This is a genomic window from Massilibacteroides sp. (assembly GCF_028705895.1).
Lineage (GTDB): Bacteria > Bacteroidota > Bacteroidia > Bacteroidales > Tannerellaceae > Massilibacteroides.
The window spans coordinates 24,736-49,090 of the sequence record NZ_JAQWCQ010000006.1; the positions used below are offsets into that span (position 1 = coordinate 24,736).

The window sequence follows — 24,355 nt, forward strand, 5'->3', positions numbered from 1 at the left end:
AACTGATAAACAATATGAATACTAAATTAAAAAATATAGCAACAGGATTAATTCTGTTAATGGGTGTATCTTTATCGGGATGCGATAACTTTGATGATATAAATACCAATCCAGACAAGCCTTCTGAAGCTACTGCTCCCTGGCTTGCTACAGGAATGATTACAACGATTACGTCTTCTAATATAAGTACACAAAAAAGTTTTCTCGGCCCTTACAGACAGAGTAAGTATATTCTTTTCACAGAGCGAAAAGAAGGAGCCCAGTATAACAACTTAGGAAGAGCCGATTTTGGTAATTATCTTTTTACTCTGAAAAATATAAAACCAATGTTGGAATATGCCAGTGTATTAACTCCTGAATCAAATAATTCGTATGAGGCTTTAGCACACTTTATCCGTGCATGGCAGTTTTTTCAACTGACGATGTATGTTGGTGATATACCTTATTCTGAAGCAATACAAGGAGACGAAGGGTTGATTAAGCCCAAGTACGATACGCAGAAAGACGTAATCAAGGGAATTCTCGAAGAACTTGATCAAGCAAATGATTTGTTCTCTAAAGGAGAAAATTTTTCAGGTGATTTTATCTATGGCGGTGATGTAGATAAATGGCGCAGATTAGTTAATAGCTTTGAGTTGTATGTTCTGATAAACTTATCCAATAAGACCGATGATACGGATCTGAATGTAATAAGTAAATTCAATGAAGTTGCGAAGCGTCCATTAATGAGAGATTTTACAGATAATTTCGCGGTAACCTATACTGAGGCAAGAGGGTATTGTTATCCATGGAGCAATACCGCTGTCAGCTTGAATCCATTTACTCAATATACGATGTTATCCGCTACTTACATTGATCTGCTGAAAGAAAATAAAGACAGACGTTTGTTCTGTGTTGCAGAACCTGCAGAGTTATTGTTAAGTCAAGGTAAATCTGCTTCCGATTTTGATGCGTACATTGGAGTTGAAGCTTCTGATGAGTTTGATGTGACTGTTGATAAAAAGAATAGTGGCGAATACAGTGATCTGAACCTCCGCTACGTTGAATCAGCTACAGCAGAACCTGCCGGATTATTATGTCATTGGGATGTTGAATTTATATTGGCAGAAGCAGCGGTTCGTGGATGGACTAATGATGATGCTCAAGCACACTATGCTAATGGTATTAAGAACTCTATGAATTTCTATGCTCGCTATACGGATAGCAAATATACACATGGCGTTTCGATCGACGATGCGTATATTAATACATACACAGATCAGGTTGCCTTGACAGGTAGTCCGGATAATAAAATCAAACAGATTATTGACCAGAAATATATGGCAGGATTCTTCCATAATCAATATTTTTCCTGGTTCGAGTTCAGACGTACAGGCTATCCGGAATTTATTTTAAATCCAAATTCGAATATGAATCCGACGGATAATACAAAATTCCCGACAAAATGGCAATACCCTCAATCTGAGATTGATTATAATAATGACAATCTGAAGGAAGCACTTGACCGCCAATACGGAGGTAGTGATGACTTCAATGGCATTATGTGGATATTAAATTAAACCGACCGGTGGGGACGAAATAATCTCCTGATACATTTTAATGTTCCCTTTGTTTTTCTTTTGACCACCATTGAAAGAAAAAACAAAGGGAGTTTTCTTTTGATCATTGTTCAAAAAAAGATAATATACCCTGTAGTATATTATCTTTGTAAAAGGATAAGTAATCAGATTATGAATATAGCCTCAGGAAAAAAAGTTTTAAAACCGGGAGTTTTGTTATACCGGAAAATCCGCTATCGCAAAGGACATGGCGTTCATTCTCCTTTTGTGTTTAATTTTATCACAAAAGTAATTGATGAGCGTGCTCCGTATTACTGCCTGAATGATATTGAACTGACACGTAGAAAGATCTTTTATGAAGAAAAGAAAGATACTCTTCCTTTGCGTGAACTCATTCAGCAGTCAGTAATCTCTTCCAGATGTGGAGCGCTTCTAATGCGGATAACCAACTATTTTAAACCACATACAGTTTTTCAGATAGGGAGCGTGACTGGTTTTGCATCTTTATATCTTTCTTCTTATTCTTCGAATGTAGAAACTTTTGTTTTGGAAGAAATACCGGAAAGAGTCTCTGCGAATCGTTTAGTTTTTGATAAACATAAGGCAAAAAATATACAATTAATAGAGGATAATTGCCGGGATAATTTAGCCCAGATGTTAAAAAATAAGGAAAATCCGGATTTGATTTATTTCGATTTTCTGAATGATACCGATCTGAACCGTTATGCATTTGAAACTTGCCTGCCTTATTGTGGCGAAACAACAGTTCTGATTATTGCAGGAATAAAAGCAAATAAAGAGATGGAAAAGTTCTGGGAAGAACTCCTTTCGCATCCACAGGTTGGTGTTACAATAGATGTTTTCGAATTCGGAATAGTATTCTTTAATCTTAAATTGCATAAAAAGAATTATATTGTATCATTTTAAAAAAACAATGTTATGAAGAAAAGTATAGTATATACACGTACCGGAGATAAAGGCACTACAGCATTAGTCGGAGGAAAACGAGTGTCAAAGACAGATCCTCGCATTGAAAGTTATGGTACAATTGATGAGTTGAACTCCTTTATAGGTTTATTGGCTGCAGAATTGACAGATACAGATGATCTGGTCTTTCTGAAATTCGTGCAACATAAACTTTTTAATATAGGCTCTTATCTGGCAACCGATCAGGAAAATACGGAATTAAAGATTGAAAGTCAGGTAACGGACGAGAGTGTCAGTCGTATAGAAAAAGAAATAGACCGTATAGATGGAGCTTTGCCGCGTATGACTAACTTTATTCTTCCAGGCGGTAGCCGATCGTCTGCTTTGGCTCATGTCTGCCGTACTGTCTGTCGCCGTGCAGAACGTTGTGTTTATGCGTTTGAACCACGTGTAGAAATTGATAAAAATGTTCTTATTTTCATAAATAGATTATCCGATTATCTGTTTGTGTTGGCCAGAAAATTATGCATAAAAGATATGGGCGATGAAATTATTTGGGATTCTACTTGCATCTAAAGAATATTGTCTTATTTTTGCGGAAAATTTGACAATCAGACCATCCGACAGGTGGTTATTAAATTATTAAATAACTATGTATTGGACATTAGAATTGGCTTCGAAGCTGGAAGATGCACCCTGGCCAGCAACAAAAGATGAGCTCATTGATTATGCACAACGTTCTGGTGCGCCTTTAGAAGTGATTGAAAATTTGCAGGAAATGGAAGATGAAGGTGAAATATACGAGTGTATGGAAGATATTTGGCCTGATTATCCGAGCAAAGAAGATTTCTTCTTTAATGAAGAAGAGTATTAATGAATAAAAAACGACAAGATTCGTAAATAAAGCGAGGTAGTGAGGTGTGAGTATCTCCCTACCTCGTTTGCTTTATGTGCGGTTGTACAATTTATTGTCTCTCCGCTCGTTTTGTATATATAATATGCAGATAATATGTTTGTCCGCATTAATGTTGACAATGAAGAGAGTTATTCGTTCCATTATATTATTCCTTTGTGTAACAACTGCTGCTCAGGCTCAATACGATGCCCAGTTCAGTCAATATTTCATGGCTATGGGGTATTATAATCCTGCTTATGCAGGAACAACAGGGGACCTGAATCTTTTCGGTATTCATCGTCAACAATGGCTCGGTTTTAAGGGAAATCCTCCGAAATCTTTTTTTGTAACGGCAGACATGCCTTTGAAATTGGGAGAAACTACTCATGGAGTGGGGGGTGTCTTGTTTACTGAAAGCATTGGACTTTTCAATAACACGCATATTGCGGGACAGTATGCGAACAAACAAAAATTATTTGGTGGAATTCTGTCTGTTGGTCTTCAGGTCGGCATCGTCAGTCAGTCGTTTAATGGAGATGATGTTTATTTTCCCGAAGGATATGAAACGGACGATTCTGCTATTCCTCGCACCGTAGTTAGTGGAACTTCTTTTGATATCAATGCCGGCCTTTATTATACAAGAAAGAATTTCTATTTCGGAGTGGGAGCCATGCACGTTACCGAACCCGAATTAATGCTGGATGAGAATGTATATTCTTATATTGCCGGTTCGTATAATTTGGTGAGCGGATACAATATTAAGCTAAAGAACCCGTTGTATGAATTGCAACCTTCTGTTTTTCTGAAGACTGATACGCGCACGTTTCAGGCAGATATAACAGGGCGGGTGGTATATAATAAAATGTTTAACGGAGGTTTATCGTGGCGTGTAAACGAATCCATTGTCTTCTTGTTTGGCGCAACTTTCGGAAGGGTACAAGTGGGATATGCATATGATTTCCCTACTACTCCAATACTGAAGGGGACTACCGGAAGTCATGAATTAATGATTCGTTATGCCTTAAAACTGAAGAAAACAAAAACAGGAAAGAATAAGCATAAAAGTGTACGTATATTATAGTATATGAAAAAAGTTTTAATAGCACTGATAGTAGCAACCTTATTATCCTCTTGCGGACGCTCCATGCTGGGAAGCGGAGAGGTGACAGGAGTCCGGACGGTAGCCATCAACGAACCGGCACCGTATGGAATGGTTCTGGTAAAAAGAGGATCCTTTGAGATGGGACCGGCAGACAAAGATTCTCTGTGGGGGATTATGCCGGAAACAAAAGGTGTTTCATTTGATGCTTTCTGGATGGATGAAACGGAGGTGACCAACGCTAAATACCGCCAATTCCTTTACTGGGTAAGGGATTCGATCATTCGCGAACGTTTGGCAGACCCAGCCTATGGAGGAAATGATTTGTTTAAAATAACGGAAGACCGTTACGGAGAGCCTGTAACACCACATTTGGATTGGAGTCGCCCGATTCCATGGAAACGAGCTAACGAAGATGAGCTAAGAGCTATTGAAAGTGTCTATTACGTACATCCTGTTACAGGTGAGAAGCGTTTGGATGAGAAGCAAATGAATTATAAATACGAATGGTATGATTATACTTCGGCTGCTTTGAGAAAGCATCGTCTTGATCCATATGACCGTGTACGTAATACGGATATCGTTGTAGATCCGAATGAAGTGATTCTGATTTCAAAGGATACGGCTTATTTTAATGACGAAGGACTTCCGGTGAATGAAACGATTACGCGTCCTTTGAGTAATTATGCTGACTTCCTGCATACTCGTATTGTAAATATTTATCCGGATGAAACCTCTTGGGTTAACGATTTTAACAACGCTTATAACGAACCGTATATGCGTATGTATTTCTCTCATCCCGGATACGATGACTACCCTGTCGTAGGAGTTTCCTGGGAACAGGCTACTGCCTATTGTGTATGGAGAACCGACTTATATAAAGCATCTATTAATTTACCGCCGGGACAAGCTATTGAAGCATTCCGTCTTCCGACTGAAGGAGAATGGGAATATGCAGCACGGGCAGGTAAGAGTGAAAATAAATATCCCTGGGCAACAGATGAACTGAAAAGTGGAAAAGGTTGTTTCTTAGGTAACTTCAAACCGGGAAAAGGAAATTATACGGAAGACGGACATTTGATCACTTCCCGTGTCGGATCTTTTGCTCCAAATGAATTCGGATTATATGACATGGCAGGCAATGTGGCTGAATGGACTTCTACGGTTTATTCCGAATCCGGACCAAGCCAGATGAATGATATGAACCCTGACTTACGCTATAATGCAGCGAAGGAAGATCCGTACGACATGAAGAAGAAAGTGGTTCGTGGAGGATCGTGGAAGGATGTTTCTCAATTTATCCGTTCAGACATGCGTACTTTTGAATATCAAAATGAAACTCGTTCCTATCTTGGCTTCCGTTGCGCTCGGACACAAGTAGGATTTTCGAAATCAAAAGGAAAGAAATAAAGAAAAACAGACGATAAAAGACTTCAATAAATATGGGAAAGTATAGAAGATATAAAAACAGAATAGAAATGTTCCTTGCCAGCGATAAAGGAAAGCGGGTATTGAACTTCTTCTATAGCTGGGGTGCTGCAGTAGTAATACTCGGAGCAATGTTCAAGTTGTTACATTTACCGTATGGTGATATAATGCTGGCAGTGGGTATGATTACGGAGTTCTGTGTTTTCTTCGTGTTCGGTTTTGAGAAACCTTCTATGGATTATCAATGGGAAGAGGTATTCCCTGTGTTGAAATCTAAAAATCCAATGGACAGACCTGCAGGAATTGGGCATATGTATGAAGGAACAAATGGTTCTTCCGGTGAAACAAATGGTGTTCATGTAAATGTGGGAGAGGTAGCCAAAAGTGCAGGATTAGGAGCTTTGGATGTATCAGAAGATGATGCTAAAAACTTATCAGATAGTATAAAGAAACTAAGTGGTGCAGCAGATCAGATTTCTAAAATGGCTGAACTGACGGAAGCAACGCAAAAATATCTGGAACAACTTTCTACCATGTCGGATGAGATGGGTAAATTTACGACTGTCACTTCTTCATTGACAAATGTTTCCGACACCCTGTTGAATTCCTATAAGGGCATCACGGATAATTCGGACGGAATCAATCAACATTCGCGTGGCTATGTGCAACAAATGGAAATGTTGAACCGTAATATTTCCGGATTGAATACAATTTATGAAATCCAACTGAAGAGTATCAGTTCTCAGATTGAAACGATTGAGCATATAAATTCCGGTTTGGGGCGTATCAAAGATTTGTATGACGGGTCGATAGTGGATAGCTCTGTATTCCGTAGTGAAACGGAGAAGATGGCCCAACAATTAGCCCAATTAAATCAGGTGTATGGACGATTGTTGCAAGCGATGACGGTAAACATGTATGGAGCACCTACGCCTCCTCCCGGTTCTTATCAGAACCCTTACACGAATAACCCGGATTCACAAATGGGAAGATAATCTGAATAAGAAAGAGTAAATCAAAAAATAAATATGTCAGGAGTAGCTAATAAACCTAATTCTCCACGTCAGAAGATGATCAATCTGATGTACATCGTCTTTATTGCGATGATGGCACTCAGTATCTCTACTGAAGTCCTGGACGGATTCGTGCTGGTGGAGGATAGTATGCGAACCTCTATAGATAATACGACAAAACGTAACGATATAGTAGCCGGAGATCTTGAGGCTTATTATCACAATAATCCGGAAAAAGTAAAAGAGTGGTATGAAAAAGGGATTCAGGTAAGAAAGGAATCCGACGAACTGTACGATTATATTCAGTCATTAAAAGAACGTATTGTTAAACATGCCGATGGTGATAAAGGAGATGTAAATAATATCAGACGTCAGGATAATATTGAAGCTTCTTCTTATATTATGCTCTCTCCGGTAACCAGAGAAGGAAAAAAACTTCGCGAAGCAGTGGATTCCTATCGTACGATGATGGCTGATATGATTGCGGATCCGGAAAAAACAAAGGTTCTGGAAGCGAATCTGAGTACGGTTCCTCCCAAAAGAAAAGGCACAAACACTCCTTCGTGGGAGGTTGCTATGTTTGAGAATATGCCGGTTGTAGCTGCCGTTACTTTATTGACTAAATTACAGAATGATATTCGTTCCGCAGAAGGAGAGGTATTATCTAATTTATTAAGTAGTGTGGATGTTGGAGATTATCGTGTGAATCAGATCAGAGCACAGGTAATACCCGAGAGTCAGGTGGTTATGAGAGGTAGCCAATATAAGGCCAGTATTGTTCTTTCGGCTGTTGACTCCACAAAACGTCCTGCTATTTTTGTGAACGGTAATGAATTACCATATGAAAACAAGGGAGTCTTTTCTGTTACGGCAGGAAGTGCAGGAACTTTTCCCGTGAAAGGATATATTGAGATGCCCAATAATGACGGAACAGTTGCCCGTCACAATTTTAATAGTGAATATTTTGTCACGGAACCGACGGCAACGGTTGCTCCTACATTAATGAATGTTCTATATGCAGGTATTTCCAATCCTATAAGAATTGCCGTTCCTGGCGTGCCGAGTGGCAATGTTTCGGCAACAATGAGTAACGGAACATTGACGCGTGAAGGAGAAGTCTGGTCTGCACGTCCTTCTCAGGTTGGGACAGAAGCGGTTGTTTCAGTCAATGCGCGTATGGCAGATGGAAATAGTGTAAGTATGGGTAAGTATTCTTTCCGTGTGCGTGCTTTGCCTGATCCTTTACCATATATCGAGTATAAAGACGCAAATGGGAATGTTCGTCGCTTCAAAGGTGGAGCTATTTCAAAGCGTGACTTAGTGGCCGCTGATGGAATACTGGCCGCCATTGATGATGATCTGTTGAATGTAGAATATACTGTGCTTCGTTTTGAATTGACTTTCTTTGACTCAATGGGAAATGCAATCCCGGAAGTGTCGCAAGGGACAAAATTTACTGCGGGACAGAAAACTAAAATACGGAATCTGGCCAGAGGAAAACGTTTTTACATTTCTCGTGCAGTAGCCAAAGGTCCTGATGGTATAGAACGCACATTGAACACGATTGAAGTAATTGTAAATTAAGAGTAAGAATAGAATATGAAACGCTTGTTTTGCATAATAGCATTAATAAATACACTTTTTGCGGTTGAAACCGTAAAAGCGCAGGAAACACAACAGGAACGCAGAACTCCTCGTCTTGAACGTGGTGAAAGGACTCAGGAATCTACTTCTTCACTGCCGGAGCTTACCGTCCGTGCTCAGGATATGAATGAGCGGCTGACTCAAGAGATTGGCAATGCGCGCTGGATGCGTGTTATTTATCGTGAAGTAGATTTGTCGAAGGAACAAAATGCTCCGTTATACTATCCGGTTCGTCCTATAAACGGAACATCAAACCTTTTTTCTACCATTTTTCAGGTTTTTAGTGAAAATAGAATAGATGTCTATGAGTATCTTGGGGATTATGAAGATTTTTCAGATGCACATAAAGTGACCTTCAATAAAGAATTTCTTGATAAGTATTATATTTTCTACGAAGAAATAGAAGGGCGTGGAGGTGAACCCTCTTTAGTTATTAACGAAAGTGATATTCCTTCTTCTGAAGTTCGCTCTTACTACGTAAAAGAAGCATGGTATTTTGATCAGAATAATTCGGTCTTTGATATTAAGATTCTGGCTATTTGTCCTATATTGTATTCGGCAGGTGATTTAGGTGAAGAGCGTCGTCCCATGTTCTGGTTGCCGTATGAAAATATTCGTCCGTATATCCGGAACAATTATATTATGACATCCAACACCAACAATGCTAAGACATTTACGATAGATGATTATTTCCGTCGCCGCATGTATGAAGGTGAAATTGTTAAAACGGAGAATCTGATGAACCGTTCGCTTGTCGAATATTGTCCGACTCCGGATTCTCTGAAGAAAGAACAAGTACGTATCGAGAATCAGCTGGTAGCATTTGAACAAGCTCTTTATCTGCAACCGGATACTGCCGCAGTATCGGACGATAAGGATAAAAAAGAAGTAAAAAGATCTGCCCGTGCCTCCAGAGTTTCTTCAACCAAACAAAGTAAGGCAACGAAGACAAAAGCACCTAAAGCAGAAAAAAGCTCGCCTGTTCGTAGCATACGAGGAAGACGATAGATTATGTATTGGACACTGTTTCTTACATTCTTTAAGATCGGTGCTTTCACTATTGGCGGAGGCTATGCCATGCTTCCATTAATTCAGCGTGAAGTTGTAGGGCGAGGTTGGATGAATGATGATGATTTCATGGACTTGTTTGCATTAACACAATCCTTGCCCGGTGCATTTGCTATCAATATCTCTCTCTTTATCGGCTACAAGCTCAAAAAGACACTGGGAGCAATTGTTTGTATGTTGGGCTCTGTTTTACCCTCATTTCTTATTATTTTGTTGATCGCTTTGTTCTTTACGCATGCGACAGATAATATCTGGATAGAAAAGGCATTCAAAGCTTTGCGCCCTGCTACTGTTGCATTAATAGCTGTGCCTTGTCTGACTACAGCACTGAAATTGAAACTTAGGAAAAGCATCCTGATAATTCCTGTTGTTGCAGCTTTGCTGATTTGGCAATTAGGCGTTTCGCCTATATATGTTATCCTGATTTCTGCTTTTGGCGGAATAATATATGACTTTTGGATAAAAAGAAGGTAGTATGATATTCTGGAAACTTTTTTATGTATTCTTTAAGATTGGCCTGTTTGGTTTTGGCGGAGGCTACGCTATGTTGGCTTTGATTCAACAGGATGTAGTGGATGAACACCAATGGGTATCATCACAGGAATTCACAGATATCGTTGCCATCTCGCAGATGACCCCTGGCCCGATTGCTATAAATAGTGCTACCTATGTCGGGTTTACAGCCGTACATAATGCAGGTTATTCACAACAAATGAGTGTTTTAGGATCTGTTACTGCAACAATTGCCGTTTGCCTTCCTTCTTTATTATTAGTTCTGTTGATATCTCTGTCTTATGCTAAGTTCAGATCAAACCGATATATTGCCGCTGCATTTCTCGGGTTGAGACCGGCTACTGTAGGTTTGATTGCTGCTGCAGCACTCTTGTTGATGAATAGCGAAAATTTTATAGATTATAAGAGTTTTATAATCTTTGCTGCGGCATTTATTCTCACCTGGAAATTTAACGTACATCCAATCCTGATGATTCTTATTGCCGCAGCGTTGGGATTATTTATTTATTAAGATAAGGCGATTCGAACTCCAATTTCTGTAATCCTTTTTGTACATCCGGATGACTCATGAAAAGTTTCCACAGCAATCCGGAACGGTGATTCTCAATCATTACGACAATAGGACCCTGGTCTATCGCTAAATAACGCTGAGGATACCAATTGTCGGTTTCACTAAACGCATCGTAGAAACCATATTCTCCAAATAACAACTCTTTTTTAGAATAAAGATAGCGCATTACCTGCATAGATTCTTTCGGCGTATAGACGATAGAAGACAATGCAGCCGTTGGTGTTATTACACCTCTGTCTCCACGTTCAGCCGGTTCGTGAGCTGAATAACCATCTACGGTGTAACTGGCACTCAATCCCCAGGAATTTTCACCATATCCTTTGTAATTTTTCGGATTGCGAATACAGTAAGCACGGTTGATCAGGGTATAATTCTTCATTTCTTCAAAATAGTCAGCGTAACGGTCTTTTAATCCGTTCGGATCTAATCCGAGGAACGAATAATGCGCCCAGAATAAAGGACCTGCTTCCGTTCCCTGATAACGCATATTCAACTTATATCCTTCTGTTTCATGTGGGCTGATTATTGCACCGCCTTCAGCCCATCCTTCGTGATAGACTTCTGCAGGCACTTCATGCGTGGGTGAGCAGGCTGCAAGGATATAGGTTATCATACATTCATTATATCCGCGAATGGCAAAGTTCATTTCCCAGGAATGCTCCGGACTCCAATGCCAGTAAAGTACGTTCTGTCCGTTGCGATGCCAGTTCCAGTCTACCGCTCTCCATAATTTGTCGATTCGGGCGGCAACTGCCTTCTCTTCGTCTGATCCGTTTACATAATATTGATGAGCAGCAAGCAGTCCTTGAAACAGGAATGAAGTTTCAACCAGATCACCACCATTGTCCTTTTCACTGAATCCTCTGACTTTTCCTGTTTCTCCATTCCACCAATGCGGATAAACACCATGAAATGAATCAGCTTTTTCTAAGAAAGAGACCATTTTATCCATTCTTTGCAATCCTTGTTCGCGGCTTACATATCCTCTGTCAATGCCGGCAATGATTGCCATAATACCAAACCCACTACCTCCGGAAGTAACTACATGTTTGTCGTTTTGCGGATAAACTCCATCTAAATGATAGCGCTCGCGTGCCATTCCGCTTGTTGGTTCTGCTCCCTCCCAGAAATAATTGAATGTACGTCGTTGTACACTATCCAGCAAGGCTTCGTCTGTAATCTCCGAAGTTACTTCTTTTGGGGTCTCTTGATTCTTCTGCGGTTGAGTGCATGCAATCATAACTGATAAGAATGCAAAAGCTATACCTGTATGTCTAATTTTCATGGTTCCTTTTTGTTTATTTCAATATGAATTTAGTTTTCTGAACATCCCGGCTATTCCCTCCGATCATTACTTCAAATTCCCCCGGCTCGTTTACGTAGTCAAGATCGTAGTTATAGAATTTAAGTAGTTCGGGGGTAATTTTAAAATGAACCGTTTTCGACTCTCCTGCTTTGATCATGACTTTCTCAAAGCCTTTTAATTCCCTCACCGGACGGGTTACACTGCCTACCAAGTCACGGATATAAAGCTGTACGACTTCTGCTCCGTCCACTTTCCCTGTATTCGAAACTGTCACACGGGCAATAATCTCCCCATCTTTCGTTAGTTCAGTCGTATTCAGTTTCAGATCAGAGTATGTGAAATTAGTATAACTAAGGCCATATCCGAATGGATAGAGCGCATCATTGGTGACATCTAAATAGTTACTTCTGAATTTCTCGAACCAAGCTCCTTCTTTTAATGGACGTCCTGTGTTCTTATGATTATAATACAACGGAATTTGTCCTACGTTCTGCGGAAATGTCATCGTAAGCTTCCCACTTGGATTAACATCGCCAAACAAGACATCACCTATTGCATAAGCAGCCTCCGTTCCTCCGAACCAAACATTCAGGATTGCCGGAACATTGGCCTGTTCCCATGTCAGGGTTAATGGCCGGCCGGTAAACAAGACCAACACAACCGGTTTCCCTGTTTTTACTAATTCCTTCAACAGAAGTTGTTGCACGTCCGGTATTCCCAACGTTGTACGGCTACTTGATTCGCCGCTAAACTCAGACGATTCACCCAATGCTGCTACAATAACATCCGCTTTGGCTGCTATAGCAAGAGCCTCCTTCCTTAGTTGATCATCTGTACTGTTGTCTCTGTTTAACTCACGACCGAACAATGTAGCCCGTGCTTCCAAAGCGGCATCTTCAGTCAGGTTACTTCCTTTAGCATAAAGTACATCCACGTCCTTACCGGCAACCGATTTCAAGCCTTCTACCAGCGTAGCCGGTTTTGTCAGATCTACGGCAACACTCCATGTTCCCGGCATATTTGATGCTGTATTCCCTAATGGACCTACAACAGCGATCGTTCCTTTCTTTTTCAAAGGCAAGGTATTCGCTTCATTTTTCAATAAAACAAAACTCTCGGAAGCAATCTTGCGTGCAGCTGCACGATGTTCATCCGAGTAGATTTCCTTCTTCGCTCTGTTTACATCACAATACTTATACGGATCAGCAAATAAACCGAGCTGATACTTTGCTTCCAATATACGACGACAACCCTGATCTATATCCTTCTGAGAAACCAAACCTTCATCAAGTGATTTCTTCAATGTGGATAAAAAACCTTCACTGACCATATCCATATCTATACCTGCTTTCAATGATCTACCGGATACTGTTTGCAAATCACCAATCCCATGATCTACCATTTCAAGAATACCCGTATAGTCCGTCACCACAAAGCCGTTAAATCCCCATTGATCACGTAATACGTCTGTCATCAACCACTTATTTGCCGTTGCCGGCACACCGTCCACTTCATTAAAAGAAGCCATCACACTACCAACACCCGCCTCAATTGCCGCTTTGTAAGGATATAGATATTCATTATACATGCGAATACGGCTCATATCCACCGTGTTATAATCTCTTCCGGCTTCGCCTGCACCATATAGCGCGTAATGCTTAACGCAAGCCATGATCGAATTATTAGCCTTATACTTTTCTGTCCCTGTCCCTTGATAACCGCGTACCATCGCCTTGGCTATTTCACCTCCTAAAAAAGGATCTTCACCATTTCCTTCGGACACACGGCCCCAGCGCGGATCTCTGGAAATATCAACCATCGGGCTGAATGTCCAGCAGATTCCATCCGCACTGGCTTCTGTTGCCGCGATCCTGGCAGCCTGCTCAATAGCTTCCATATTCCAGGAAGCAGATAACCCGAGAGGAATAGGAAAGGCGGTTTCATATCCATGGATCACGTCCATTCCGAACAATAACGGAATACCCAGACGACTTTCCTCCACGGCGATACGCTGAACCTCGCGTATCTTTTCCACCCCTTTGATATTAAATAAACCTCCAACAATCCCCTGCCTTATTTTATCACTTACGTTACTGCTTTGTGCCTGTCCCGTTGTTATATCACCCGAACTGGGTAAATTCAATTGCCCGATTTTCTCTTCAATAGTCATATTCTTCATCAGGTCGTTGATAAAACGATCCATTTTACTGTCTGCTGAATTATTCTGGGCAGTCGCAATCAATGCACACATACACAAAGCTGTCACAAATACCTTCCTCATCTTTGATTTTCTTAAATAATAGATTGTGTTTTTCTAACTATTCATTATACATTAAACAATAGCTTAAGACCTGATTAATCCATCGGATCAAGTAACAAGTCGGAAAGGTCGTCTAATTGCGACGCTGGTAATGGCCAATATGTTTTCTCTGTAGTCCAGCCTTTCGGACCAAGTACGGTTGCAGCTTCGCCCGTACGAACTAAATCAACATAACGGTTACACCATTCACTACAAAGTTCCATGCGACGTTCGTCTAATACATCACTCAATGTAACCCCTGTCTTCGTCGGCATTTGTGCCCTTTCACGGACTAAATTATATCCGTTGTCTCCATTTTTACCCAAGCGGATTTTTGCTTCGGAATTTAATAATAAAACTTCTGCATAACGTAATACGCGAACATTATTATTTTGCCCATATGTCGTACGTCCCGGTGTCAGCTGGTCATAAGGAAGATAACCCTTACCATTCCAACAATCTGTCGATGTCCCTTTTGCATCACTTACCACCCAGCCTTCACGGGTTGTGCTTCCTGCTTTCAGAAAACTTGTTTCTGCACGTACCGTTTCGCCACGATTTTCAGCCCAGGCTACAAATTCAGATTCATACCCCATAAAGCCCCAGCCGCCAAAGGAAGTTCCTGTGTCCGGATTCTTCAAAGAGAATGGCCCTTCACAATTAAACCATTGGTCAACTCCGATATATTCTCCCGAACCATTGCCAAAGTCGGTAACCTGACATTCGAATAAAGATTCATCGCAAAGTTTGCCGGGTATTTTAAATAAACTGTAATAATCGGAATATAAAGAGAAGTTGCCATTGTTGATGATATCGTCCGTCAATGTTTCAACCTGTTCATAATTTTCTTGCAACAAATACACTTTAGCTGCTAATAGTTTTGCGGTAAAAGCACTTACCGCTCCAGTATGCGTCATCTGATTAGGACGCAAACGCGGTAATTTTTCCATAGCATAATTCAAATCTTCTTCCAAAATGTATTTATATACCGCATCTATCGTAGAACGACGGAATTCGGTTTGCGTATTGTCCTTATAAAGAACGATCGGACCAAAATTTGTAACTAATTGATAGTACGCCCACGCACGCAATGTACGTACTTCTGCGCAGTAAGATTCATAAGTCGAATAGTCATCCGTACCTGGCGTCAGATAAGTAGCATACCCATCAAGAGATTCCAGAGATGAATTTGCTATACGGATAATCTCATAAAATGTTACCCAAACATTATTCAATGCCCAAAATGAGTTCGTATAATTGAAATGGCGTCCGAAATCTACTGCCGCACCTTGATCATCTGTGCGTCCCGACCACATATCTCCATCACGGCCAAACAAAAGAAGTTTGTTCGCAAAGTGCATCCCGGATGTACGAACTTTCGCATAAACACCGACAACCGGTTGATACATATTCTCTGTCTTGGAAAAATCTACACTTTCTTCCGGCAGCTTGTTTTCCGGATCTATATCGATAAAGTCAGAACAAGCCATGCTTCCTCCCAGCATTACCACAGCTGAAAGCATATATAGTATTCTTTTCTTTAAAAATTTCATAATGATAAGTTTTAAATGTTTTTTGATGGTTTAAAAATCAACTTGAACACCAAAGGTATAAGTTGCAGTCAAAGGATATACTTCAGTATCCCATCCTTCGGAATCAGATAACTCAGGAGTGAAACTGTTTGCTTTGAATGTAGTGAACGGTCTGTCGGCGGTCAGTGAAAGACGAACACCCGGCAATACATAATTACCCATTTTTACATCCTTAAAAGAATACCCAAGAGCAATATTCTGAATTCTGAAGAAATCAGAGCTCTCAACGAAATAAGATGCATTATTACTATCTGAAACATTCCATGTTTTTGTCAAAGCCTTTGCCGAAGGATGTTCATTCGTAGAACCTGCACCTGTCCAACGATTTGTGTACTGCGCTTTGTCAAAGTTATAATTTGAAGCAGCATAACGTAATGCACGTTTTCTATTCCATAACTCTCCACCCATTTGTCCGTATGTGGTAACGTTAAAGTCAAAATTCTTATACGTGAATCCAAAGTTTACGCCGTAGTTGAAATCCGGAACATAAGATCCTAATATCTGCTTATCGTTTCCGTCAATAACGTTATCCTTATTTACATCCTCATATTTAAAATCCCCCGGCTCAAGATTGTTTAAAACAGCAACCGGATCGGCAGCGCATTCTTCTGCTGTCTGATAAACTCCTACTACCTTGAAGCCATAATAAGAATTCATTTTCTCACCGACTTTGTTTACGGTTTTACCACCTTTGATAATTGTCATATTGTCTTTAAGGCTTTTTACTTCGTTATGTAAAAAAGAAGCATTAAGACCAATGTTATAAGCAAAATCCTTTCCGATATTATCAGCCCAGTTCAATGAAAGATCAACCCCCATATTCAGGATTTCTCCATAGTTACCGGCCAAAGTTGAGTTTTGCATTGGAATTTTGGGTGAGATAACTGCATTTTCAGTCATACGGTGGTACCAGTCTATATCAGCAGTCAAGCGTCTTCCTAATGTTGAAAAGTTTACTCCGACATTTGTCTCGCTAACAACCTCCCAACCAAGCCAACTGAAATTTGATGTATTCACATAACCGTCAATCGCATTATTTAGTCCAAACACACCTTGTACGTTATCTACATTTGCGAAACCGGCACTTGCAGCAATTTTATCATTACCTAATTTACCCCAACTTGCACGCAATTTCATATAATCAAATACTGTCTGATCCTTCATGAAAGACTCCTGGGAAATTACCCATGCGGCACCCACTGATGGAAAATATCCCCATCTGTCATTGTATTTGGAAGAGCCATCAGCTCGGAATGTAAACATTACCAGATATTTACCGGCGTAATTGTAGTTCAATCGCGTGAAATAAGATAATCCGCGAAAACGACTGCCATCATCTTTCACTAAGGCTCCTTCCTTATTACCTAAAGAGATGTATTTCCATACGTCAGCTCCTTCAGGCACGTTCGTTGCCGTTCCTTCCAGCATTTTATATTGCTCATTACGCATAGAAAGTCCGAGCATACCGGTAAACTCATGTTGTCCCCACTGATCGGTATATGTTGCGGTGTTATCCCATATCCAGTTGTTATAGCTCTTTTCTGTTTTAGTCAGACTGGTTACGTTATTTTGTTGTTTTGCACCGACATAATAAGTAGGAACAAAATTAGAAGTACCAAGAGATTTGTAATCGTAGCTATAACTTGTACGAATATTTAATTTTTCAGGAAGTATATTGATCTGTGCATAAAAGTTGCTCAATACCTGATAAATCTTGTTGCTCTTGTCAAAATAGGTAGCCGTTGCAATCGGATTATAGAAATTGTTCGCTAAACCCACTTGCTCCGGAGATGCAAATTTATTCGGGAATATAGATGCATCGCGCGAATTGTCATAAACCGGAAATACGGAAGGATTATTGAATGCTCCTTGCCAGGCTGCGTTGTTCGGTAATTGTTGATCCGAGTTACTGAATACTCCGTTAAAACCAAGTTTCAGCCAACTTCTTGCATCGTAGTCCAAAGCTGTACGGAAGTTCAGGCGACGATAATAATTCTCTACATCCATAATACCATCCTGCGCTAAATAGCTAAGGCCTGTAGAATAAGTTGCTTTATCCGAACCGCCGGATATGTTCAAACTGTGGTTTGTCATTAACGCAGTGCGTAATAATTCATCATACCAATCTGTGTCGGCATTAAAAGTCAACGAATTCAGATCTCCGCCAAAAGTGTTAACCGAACCTTCAAAGATATATCCGTAGGTATCGGGGTCGGCTTCCATAAGCATTGTTGCATATTCGTGAGAGTTTGCCATTTCTAACAAATTAGTCGCTTTCTGAACGCCGATATAGCCGTTGTAAGTAATTTTTGCTTCCTGATTACGCGTACCTTTCTTTGTACTGATAATCACAACACCATTTGCAGCACGCACACCATAGATCGCTGATGCAGAAGCATCTTTAAGAACAGTTACATCCTGAATGTCCGAATTGTTTAAGAAGTTGATATTGTCATAGAACATACCATCAACAACATAAAGAGGGGAGGTATCACCAAAAGAACCGAGACCACGAATAGTCACTTTCGGACCCTCACCCGGTGTTCCCGCATTGATGATATTAACACCGGTCACTTTCCCTTGTAGTGCAGCCATCGGTGATGAAGTGGGGATGTTGACAAATTCCTTTTCTTTTATCACATCGATAGGAGCTGTCAAATCTTTGGATTTTGCCGAGCCATACCCAATTACTACAACCTCTTCAAGTTTTTGAGTATCTTCTTCCAGAAGCACATTTATCGAATTCCTGCCGTTAACCGGAATCTCTTGAGTTAACATTCCTACATAGCTAAAGACTAACGTACCATTTTCGGGTACATTTGTCAATGAATAATCCCCATCTAAAGATGTTATCGTTCCATTCGTTGTCCCCTTAATAAGGACACTAACTCCTATTGCCGGAAATCCGGTGGCCTTTTCCGTTACCACACCGGAAACAGTACTATTTCCTTGCGCGAAAGCAGTGGCCGACGCAAGGATAAGGCATAAACAAAGCATTAGTTTAGCTTTCATGCATTTTCTTTTTTTAGGTTTAACATAAAGACACATTCTGTAAATTTGTTGATTTGAATGCAAAAGAAGACGCAAGTAATTAAGATAGCAAATTTTAACATACTGTAAAGCTACGGCATGTTAAATGTTGCGGTTTGCGTACCACTTTTTTAGTACTTTGAAATGTATAACTACTCTGATAAACAAATTGTTGAAGTTGTTAACCGAATAAGAAATGTCAAGATGTTCTAAAACATGAAAAATAGCAAAAAGACAGAAAATGAAGCTTTAACTCTAATGACAGCATAAAACGTGTCTCTGTTAAGTTTCTTTTTCCATATCTGTGGTAAAGCTTTACCACAGATATGGAAAAGTTTTACCACAGATATGGAAAAACTTTTTGACGGTTATGGAAAGACAGACTTATTCGTTTTGACACTATACATTAATATGTAAGCTCTTGCTTTATTTATGCTTTTAAAAAAGACTTGCATTTTGTCATGATATGTGATTAAAAACATTACTTTTGTGGCTTATAATTAGATAAATATAAAAATGGATAAAGTAAGTTATGCTCTTGGGTTAAGTATTGGAAACAATTTCCAGAGTTCAGGTATAAAAAAAATAAATCTTGATGACTTTATTAAAGGGCTGAAACACGTTTTAGAAGAAGAAAAACCGGAAATGAGCTATGAAGAAGCTAAACAAGTAGTAAATGACTATTTTGTGAAACTTCAAAGCGAAAGATTAGAATTGAATAAAAAAGCCGGAGAAGAATTTCTGGCAATCAATAAAGGAAAAGAAGGCGTGGTGGTTTTACCAAGCGGATTACAATATCAGGTATTAAAAAAAGGAGATGGCCGGAAACCTACCGCAGGGGATCAGGTGAAATGTCATTATCACGGAACGTTAATTAATGGGACTGTTTTTGATAGCTCTGTTCAGCGTGGTGAACCTGCCGTATTCGGTGTCACTCAGGTTATTAGTGGTTGGGTTGAGGCTCTTCAATTAATGAATGTAGGTTCAAAATGGAGACTGTTTGTCCCTTCTGATCTGGCTTATGGTGAACGCGGTGCGGGAAATGCGATAGAGCCGAATAGTACTTTAATCTTTGATGTGGAGTTATTGGATATTATATAATAAAATATAGACAAAGAAAATGAAAAAGTTCAGTGTATTAGTGGCTACAGTTCTTGTAGCGATGGGGATTGTGTCAACATCCTGTGATTCAAAGAAAAGTGCTAATCTAAAAACAGCAATTGATAGTGCGAGCTATGCAATCGGTGTTAATACAGGTGCGAATTATAAAGAAAATTTGAAAACTTTACCTGGTGGGGAAGCAAATATCGATGTGCTGATTGCCGGTTTTATTCAGGCAATAAAAGGAGATTCAACAAAAATGAATTCTGCTGAAGCGCAGGCTTATCTGCAAACTTACTTTATGGAAGCTCAAGCAAAGGATGCAAATAAAGCAAAAGAAGCAGGAGAGGCTTTCCTTGCTGAGAACAAAACGAAAGAAGGTGTAATCACGACAGAAAGCGGATTGCAATATAAAGTAGAAGTAGAAGGTACGGGTGCTAAGCCTACAGCAGAAGACCGTGTGAAAGTTCATTATACAGGAACATTGTTAGATGGTACAAAATTTGACAGCTCATTAGATCGTGGTGAGCCAGCTGAATTTGGCGTGGGTCAGGTTATCCCCGGATGGACGGAAGGTCTTCAGATTATGCCTGTTGGTTCTAAATATACATTTTGGATTCCTTCAGAACTTGCTTATGGTGAACGTGGTGCAGGACAAGACATCAAACCGAACAGCACATTGAAATTCGAAGTAGAACTTCTTGAAATCGTTAAACCGGAAAAGTAATCTTAAAACATAGAATAGAGAGCAGATGGAATAGCTTGTTTTAAGCATTCTGTCTGCTTTTTGTGTTAATTAACTTTTTTTTCTTACATAATGCTGGTTTTTCTTATTTTAATGTATATTTTTGATAGTCTAAACCAGAGTTATAAAATAGAAATTTCTTTATATGGAAAAAGTAGATAAGCTTGACCGACAGATATTAAATATTATATCTAAAAATGCACGAATTCCGTTTAAGGATGTAGCGGAAGATTGTGGTGTCTCCAGAGCTGCTATTCATCAACGTGTGCAACGTATGGTTGACATGAATGTGATTGTTGGTTCCGGTTATCATATTAATCCTAAAATATTAGGTTATAATACCTGTACATATATAGGTGTAAAACTGGAACGAGGTTCAATGTATAAAGATGTTGTGCCTGAATTTGAGAAAATTCCTGAAGTGGTGGAATGTCATTTTACTACCGGACCTTATACTTTGTTGATTAAATTGTATGCTCGTGATAATGAGCATTTAATGGAATTATTGAATTCTAAAATTCAGGAGATTGATGGCGTTACGGCGACAGAAACTCTTATCTCCTTGAGACAAAGTATTAAAAGAGAAATACCGATTGTTGTAAGTCAGGAATAATCCTGATTGTAATGATTAAAGGAATATAAAAAAGACCCGGTCTTGAGTGAGACCGGGTTTTTTATGCTAATAAAAATCAAAAGAGATTCATTCATTGCTTCATTTAAACAGGATGTTTATCTTTGTTGTAAAATCTAATAAGTATAAAAGGTAGAATGAGTCGGGGTAGGTATTTGATGAGTGGATTGGCATTTCTTTTGATTTTGAGTTTTTCGAAAGTACAAGCAGAAGAAATGTATCGTTTTAGAGTTTATCTAAAAGATAAGGGAGTGAGCGGTTTTTCAATAGAGAAACCGGAAGATTTCCTTTCAGAAAGGGCTGTTGACCGTCGGATAAAAAGAGGTGTGGCTATTACAGAGAGAGATTTACCTATTGCGAAGACTTATCTGGACTCATTAACCGCACTTGGCGCTACGCCCGTTGTACAAAGCCGATGGCTCTCGACAGTGGTGGTCGAGAGTAAGGATAGTCTCATTGTGGGAGATATTTCTGCACTGTCTATTGTCGATTCGGTTAAGTGGGTTTGGAAAGGGAAAGTGTGTGGGGGTGTTAATGGCCTGTCTGAAAAAAATGATCAACTGATCGCTTCAAAAGACGAATTATTAGACGAACCTTATGGGTATGCCCGCAATCAGATAAAGATGCTGAATGGAATAAAACTCCATAACAAAGGGTATCGAGGAAAAGGGATGGTTGTTGCCGTCATTGATGCCGGATATGAAAATGTGGATCAATTAGAAGTTTTTAAATCATTGGATATTTTGGGTACTTGCAATTTTGTTACACCCGGAGAAAGCGTTTTTGAAGGTGATGACCATGGCACAAAGGTTTTGTCTTGCTTAGCTGCTAATACTGCCGGATTAATGGTGGGAACAGCACCTGATGCATCGTACTGGTTGTTGAAAAGTGAGGATAGCCGGTCGGAGTATCCTGTTGAGGAGGATTATTGGGCAGCAGCAGTTGAATTTGCAGATAGTGTCGGTGTCGATGTTATTTCTTCTTCTCTGGGTTATTTCTCTTATGATGCTGAAGGTCTTGACTATTCGCATACCGCTTTAGATGGGAATACTGCTTTGATTAGTAAGATTGCAAATGTCGCTTCTGAAAAAGGAATCCTATTGTTCTGTAGTGCAGGAAATGAGGGAAATGGTAGTTGGGAAAAGATAACCTTTCCATCGGATGCTTCTGGAATCCTGACTATTGGCTCTATCACATCAGAGAAGAAAAAGAGTGTGTTCAGTTCTACGGGATTCACTTCCGACTACAGGGTTAAACCGGATATGGTTGCTTTAGGTACCGGAAGTTGTGTGATCGATCCGTATGGAAATATACGATATGCAAATGGAACATCCTTTGCTACCCCTATACTGGCAGGCCTTGGGATTTGTCTTTGGCAAGCTTTGCCCTGGCTGAATAATTATGAAATAATAGAATTGTTGAGAGAATCATCCAGCCAATATAAACATCCGGATGCAGAATTGGGTTATGGTATCCCGGATGTATATAAGGCCTATAAAAAAGAACGAAACCATGATTCCCTTTCCAGATAATCGGGCAGATGAACGGAAGGCGTTAACTCTTCGGGAATTAAATCTGAGAATAAAATCAGTCATTCAGGATGGTTTCCCGGATTACTACTGGCTTCGCGCTGAGACGAGCGATGTGCGAGTGAATCATTCTTCGGGTCATTGCTATCTGGAATTTATAGAGAAACATCCGCAAACGGGACAATTGCTTGCTAAGTCGAGAGCTTCGATCTGGGCAAAGACATTTGCTCTGTTGAAGCCCTATTTTGAGAAAGAAACCGGACAGGCATTTGTCTCCGGACTAACCGTTCTGGTGAAGGTTTCGGTAGAGTTTCATGAGTTGTATGGTTTTAGTCTGACGGTTTATGATATAGATCCGACCTATACTTTAGGGGATATGGCGCGTAAGCGGATGGAAATTCTTAACCGCCTGAAAACTGAAGGGATATTGACGCTTAATAAAGAACTCTTATTCCCGTCATTGCCGCAGCGTATCGCTGTAATTACGTCTCCTACTGCCGCCGGATATGAAGACTTTATGAACCAGTTAATGAATAATGAAGCCGGGTATCCGTTTTATGTGAAGCTTTTTCCGGCATTGATGCAGGGGGATAAAACAGAAGAATCTGTTATTTCTGCTTTAGATAGAATTTATTCTTTTGCAGATCATTTTGATGTGGTGGTAATTATTCGTGGGGGAGGTGCTACTTCTGATTTGAATAGTTTTGACTCTTATCTCCTTGCGGCCAATTGTGCTCAGTTTCCTTTGCCGATAATAACCGGTATAGGACACGAACGGGATGAAACGGTTTTAGATATGGTGGCGCATACGCGTACGAAAACACCTACTGCCGTAGCCGAATTTCTGATCGGCTGTATGGATGATGAGGCTGAAAATCTGGCATTGTTGCAAGATCGATTGGTGGCATTGGCGGATATGCGATTGATGGAGGAAAAAACCTTTATTCAATTGCTTGTCTCAAAATTACCGATATTGACAATGAGTAGTTTAGAGAAAGCTCACTCGTTGGTTCAGGTGTTAGGTAGAAAACTTCCCGTTGGTACAGTTTCCTTATTAGCTGAGCAACGAGCCTTTGTGAATGATCGGTATCGGGATATACAACGGCTGACTAATAAACGTTCAAATGAAGAAAAGGGGGTGATAAATGAATTGTACCGTGATATACAGGAAGTAACCAAACGACGGATAACGGAACAACGTAATCTCCTGCAAATGACGGAGCAATTTGTACAGATGGGTTCTCCGGATTATATCCTTAAACGAGGATATACCCTGACTCTAAAAGACGGGACAATTCAGAAATCAGCTTCTTCGTTTGTAGAAGGTGAATGTTATATTACTCGTTTTTCCGATGGAGATGTGGACGGTATAGTGACGAAAATGCATAAAAAATAAAAACAAATC

At 39.9% G+C, this 24,355-nt stretch carries 20 protein-coding genes; 16 read left to right on the forward strand and 4 right to left on the reverse strand.

Features of this window, described 5'->3' with window-relative positions:
• Positions 1-14 precede the first annotated feature (14 nt).
• The 11 genes from PHT93_RS02500 to PHT93_RS02550 all read left to right on the forward strand — a co-directional run bounded on the left by PHT93_RS02500 (position 15) and on the right by PHT93_RS02550 (position 10,657).
• Entirely contained in the window at positions 15-1,559 is a 1,545-nt protein-coding gene (locus tag PHT93_RS02500; RefSeq protein ID WP_300239065.1) for a SusD/RagB family nutrient-binding outer membrane lipoprotein, read from the forward strand.
• Between the two features lie 171 nt (positions 1,560-1,730).
• A complete protein-coding gene (locus PHT93_RS02505) occupies positions 1,731-2,486 on the forward strand; it encodes an SAM-dependent methyltransferase (RefSeq protein ID WP_300239067.1) in 756 nt (251 codons plus the stop codon).
• A gap of 12 nt (positions 2,487-2,498) precedes the next feature.
• On the forward strand, positions 2,499-3,062 hold the full coding sequence (locus PHT93_RS02510) for a cob(I)yrinic acid a,c-diamide adenosyltransferase (RefSeq protein WP_300239069.1): 564 nt from the start codon (positions 2,499-2,501) through the stop codon (positions 3,060-3,062).
• A 76-nt stretch (positions 3,063-3,138) separates the two neighbouring features.
• On the forward strand, positions 3,139-3,360 hold the full coding sequence (locus PHT93_RS02515) for a DUF2795 domain-containing protein (protein ID WP_005633363.1): 222 nt from the start codon (positions 3,139-3,141) through the stop codon (positions 3,358-3,360).
• A gap of 160 nt (positions 3,361-3,520) precedes the next feature.
• Entirely contained in the window at positions 3,521-4,462 is a 942-nt protein-coding gene (locus PHT93_RS02520) for a type IX secretion system membrane protein PorP/SprF (protein WP_300239072.1), read from the forward strand.
• 3 nt (positions 4,463-4,465) lie between these two features.
• Positions 4,466-5,890 (forward strand): SUMF1/EgtB/PvdO family nonheme iron enzyme, encoded by a 1,425-nt coding sequence (locus PHT93_RS02525; RefSeq protein WP_300239074.1) that lies wholly within the window; start codon positions 4,466-4,468, stop codon positions 5,888-5,890.
• A gap of 32 nt (positions 5,891-5,922) precedes the next feature.
• Complete coding sequence (gldL, locus tag PHT93_RS02530; RefSeq protein WP_300239077.1) at positions 5,923-6,903, forward strand: gliding motility protein GldL; 981 nt, start codon at positions 5,923-5,925, stop codon at positions 6,901-6,903.
• A 33-nt stretch (positions 6,904-6,936) separates the two neighbouring features.
• Entirely contained in the window at positions 6,937-8,505 is a 1,569-nt protein-coding gene (gene gldM, locus PHT93_RS02535) for a gliding motility protein GldM (protein ID WP_300239080.1), read from the forward strand.
• A gap of 15 nt (positions 8,506-8,520) precedes the next feature.
• The gene (gldN, locus tag PHT93_RS02540; RefSeq protein WP_300239083.1) at positions 8,521-9,573 is read left to right on the forward strand and encodes a gliding motility protein GldN; all 1,053 of its coding nucleotides are present in this window, start codon (positions 8,521-8,523) and stop codon (positions 9,571-9,573) included.
• 3 nt (positions 9,574-9,576) lie between these two features.
• The gene (locus PHT93_RS02545) at positions 9,577-10,107 is read left to right on the forward strand and encodes a chromate transporter (protein ID WP_300239084.1); all 531 of its coding nucleotides are present in this window, start codon (positions 9,577-9,579) and stop codon (positions 10,105-10,107) included.
• Position 10,108: 1 nt separating this feature from the next.
• Entirely contained in the window at positions 10,109-10,657 is a 549-nt protein-coding gene (locus tag PHT93_RS02550) for a chromate transporter (protein ID WP_300239086.1), read from the forward strand.
• Here PHT93_RS02550 and PHT93_RS02555 read toward each other — a convergent pair.
• The 4 genes from PHT93_RS02555 to PHT93_RS02570 form a co-directional block, all read right to left on the reverse strand.
• The gene (locus PHT93_RS02555; RefSeq protein ID WP_300239190.1) at positions 10,647-11,957 is read right to left on the reverse strand and encodes a glucoamylase family protein; all 1,311 of its coding nucleotides are present in this window, start codon (positions 11,955-11,957) and stop codon (positions 10,647-10,649) included. The genes PHT93_RS02550 and PHT93_RS02555 overlap by 11 nt on opposite strands.
• 58 nt (positions 11,958-12,015) lie before the next feature.
• A complete protein-coding gene (gene bglX / locus PHT93_RS02560) occupies positions 12,016-14,274 on the reverse strand; it encodes a beta-glucosidase BglX (RefSeq protein WP_300239193.1) in 2,259 nt (752 codons plus the stop codon).
• Positions 14,275-14,378: 104 nt separating this feature from the next.
• Positions 14,379-15,875 (reverse strand): RagB/SusD family nutrient uptake outer membrane protein, encoded by a 1,497-nt coding sequence (locus PHT93_RS02565; RefSeq protein ID WP_300239088.1) that lies wholly within the window; start codon positions 15,873-15,875, stop codon positions 14,379-14,381.
• 30 nt (positions 15,876-15,905) lie between these two features.
• Positions 15,906-18,926 carry a TonB-dependent receptor gene (locus PHT93_RS02570; RefSeq protein WP_300239090.1) on the reverse strand — a complete coding sequence of 1,007 codons (3,021 nt, stop codon included), beginning with the start codon at positions 18,924-18,926 and terminating at the stop codon, positions 15,906-15,908.
• Between the two features lie 534 nt (positions 18,927-19,460).
• Here PHT93_RS02570 and PHT93_RS02575 point away from each other — a divergent pair.
• From PHT93_RS02575 to xseA, 5 genes are all read left to right on the forward strand, one after another.
• Entirely contained in the window at positions 19,461-20,045 is a 585-nt protein-coding gene (locus PHT93_RS02575; protein ID WP_300239092.1) for an FKBP-type peptidyl-prolyl cis-trans isomerase, read from the forward strand.
• Between the two features lie 19 nt (positions 20,046-20,064).
• A complete protein-coding gene (locus PHT93_RS02580; protein WP_300239095.1) occupies positions 20,065-20,772 on the forward strand; it encodes an FKBP-type peptidyl-prolyl cis-trans isomerase in 708 nt (235 codons plus the stop codon).
• A 163-nt stretch (positions 20,773-20,935) separates the two neighbouring features.
• Complete coding sequence (locus PHT93_RS02585; RefSeq protein ID WP_300239098.1) at positions 20,936-21,403, forward strand: Lrp/AsnC ligand binding domain-containing protein; 468 nt, start codon at positions 20,936-20,938, stop codon at positions 21,401-21,403.
• Positions 21,404-21,579: 176 nt separating this feature from the next.
• Positions 21,580-22,953 carry a S8 family serine peptidase gene (locus PHT93_RS02590; RefSeq protein WP_300239195.1) on the forward strand — a complete coding sequence of 458 codons (1,374 nt, stop codon included), beginning with the start codon at positions 21,580-21,582 and terminating at the stop codon, positions 22,951-22,953.
• On the forward strand, positions 22,934-24,346 hold the full coding sequence (gene xseA, locus PHT93_RS02595) for an exodeoxyribonuclease VII large subunit (RefSeq protein ID WP_300239100.1): 1,413 nt from the start codon (positions 22,934-22,936) through the stop codon (positions 24,344-24,346). The genes PHT93_RS02590 and xseA overlap by 20 nt, the downstream gene beginning before the upstream one ends.
• The last annotated feature ends 9 nt before the right edge of the window (positions 24,347-24,355 follow it).

Coding starts and splice junctions, on each gene's coding strand:
- PHT93_RS02590 (WP_300239195.1), top strand. CDS start 21,580: ATGAGTGGATTGGCATTTCTTTTGATTTTGAGTTTTTCGAAAGTACAA.
- PHT93_RS02500 (WP_300239065.1), top strand. CDS start 15: ATGAATACTAAATTAAAAAATATAGCAACAGGATTAATTCTGTTAATG.
- PHT93_RS02545 (WP_300239084.1), top strand. CDS start 9,577: ATGTATTGGACACTGTTTCTTACATTCTTTAAGATCGGTGCTTTCACT.
- PHT93_RS02520 (WP_300239072.1), top strand. CDS start 3,521: ATGAAGAGAGTTATTCGTTCCATTATATTATTCCTTTGTGTAACAACT.
- gldN (WP_300239083.1), top strand. CDS start 8,521: ATGAAACGCTTGTTTTGCATAATAGCATTAATAAATACACTTTTTGCG.
- PHT93_RS02505 (WP_300239067.1), top strand. CDS start 1,731: ATGAATATAGCCTCAGGAAAAAAAGTTTTAAAACCGGGAGTTTTGTTA.
- PHT93_RS02510 (WP_300239069.1), top strand. CDS start 2,499: ATGAAGAAAAGTATAGTATATACACGTACCGGAGATAAAGGCACTACA.
- PHT93_RS02575 (WP_300239092.1), top strand. CDS start 19,461: ATGGATAAAGTAAGTTATGCTCTTGGGTTAAGTATTGGAAACAATTTC.
- PHT93_RS02550 (WP_300239086.1), top strand. CDS start 10,109: ATGATATTCTGGAAACTTTTTTATGTATTCTTTAAGATTGGCCTGTTT.
- PHT93_RS02525 (WP_300239074.1), top strand. CDS start 4,466: ATGAAAAAAGTTTTAATAGCACTGATAGTAGCAACCTTATTATCCTCT.
- PHT93_RS02585 (WP_300239098.1), top strand. CDS start 20,936: ATGGAAAAAGTAGATAAGCTTGACCGACAGATATTAAATATTATATCT.
- bglX (WP_300239193.1), bottom strand. CDS start 14,274: ATGTGTGCATTGATTGCGACTGCCCAGAATAATTCAGCAGACAGTAAA.
- PHT93_RS02555 (WP_300239190.1), bottom strand. CDS start 11,957: ATGATTGCATGCACTCAACCGCAGAAGAATCAAGAGACCCCAAAAGAA.
- PHT93_RS02565 (WP_300239088.1), bottom strand. CDS start 15,875: ATGAAATTTTTAAAGAAAAGAATACTATATATGCTTTCAGCTGTGGTA.
- xseA (WP_300239100.1), top strand. CDS start 22,934: ATGATTCCCTTTCCAGATAATCGGGCAGATGAACGGAAGGCGTTAACT.
- PHT93_RS02580 (WP_300239095.1), top strand. CDS start 20,065: ATGAAAAAGTTCAGTGTATTAGTGGCTACAGTTCTTGTAGCGATGGGG.
- PHT93_RS02515 (WP_005633363.1), top strand. CDS start 3,139: ATGTATTGGACATTAGAATTGGCTTCGAAGCTGGAAGATGCACCCTGG.
- gldM (WP_300239080.1), top strand. CDS start 6,937: ATGTCAGGAGTAGCTAATAAACCTAATTCTCCACGTCAGAAGATGATC.
- PHT93_RS02570 (WP_300239090.1), bottom strand. CDS start 18,926: ATGAAAGCTAAACTAATGCTTTGTTTATGCCTTATCCTTGCGTCGGCC.
- gldL (WP_300239077.1), top strand. CDS start 5,923: ATGGGAAAGTATAGAAGATATAAAAACAGAATAGAAATGTTCCTTGCC.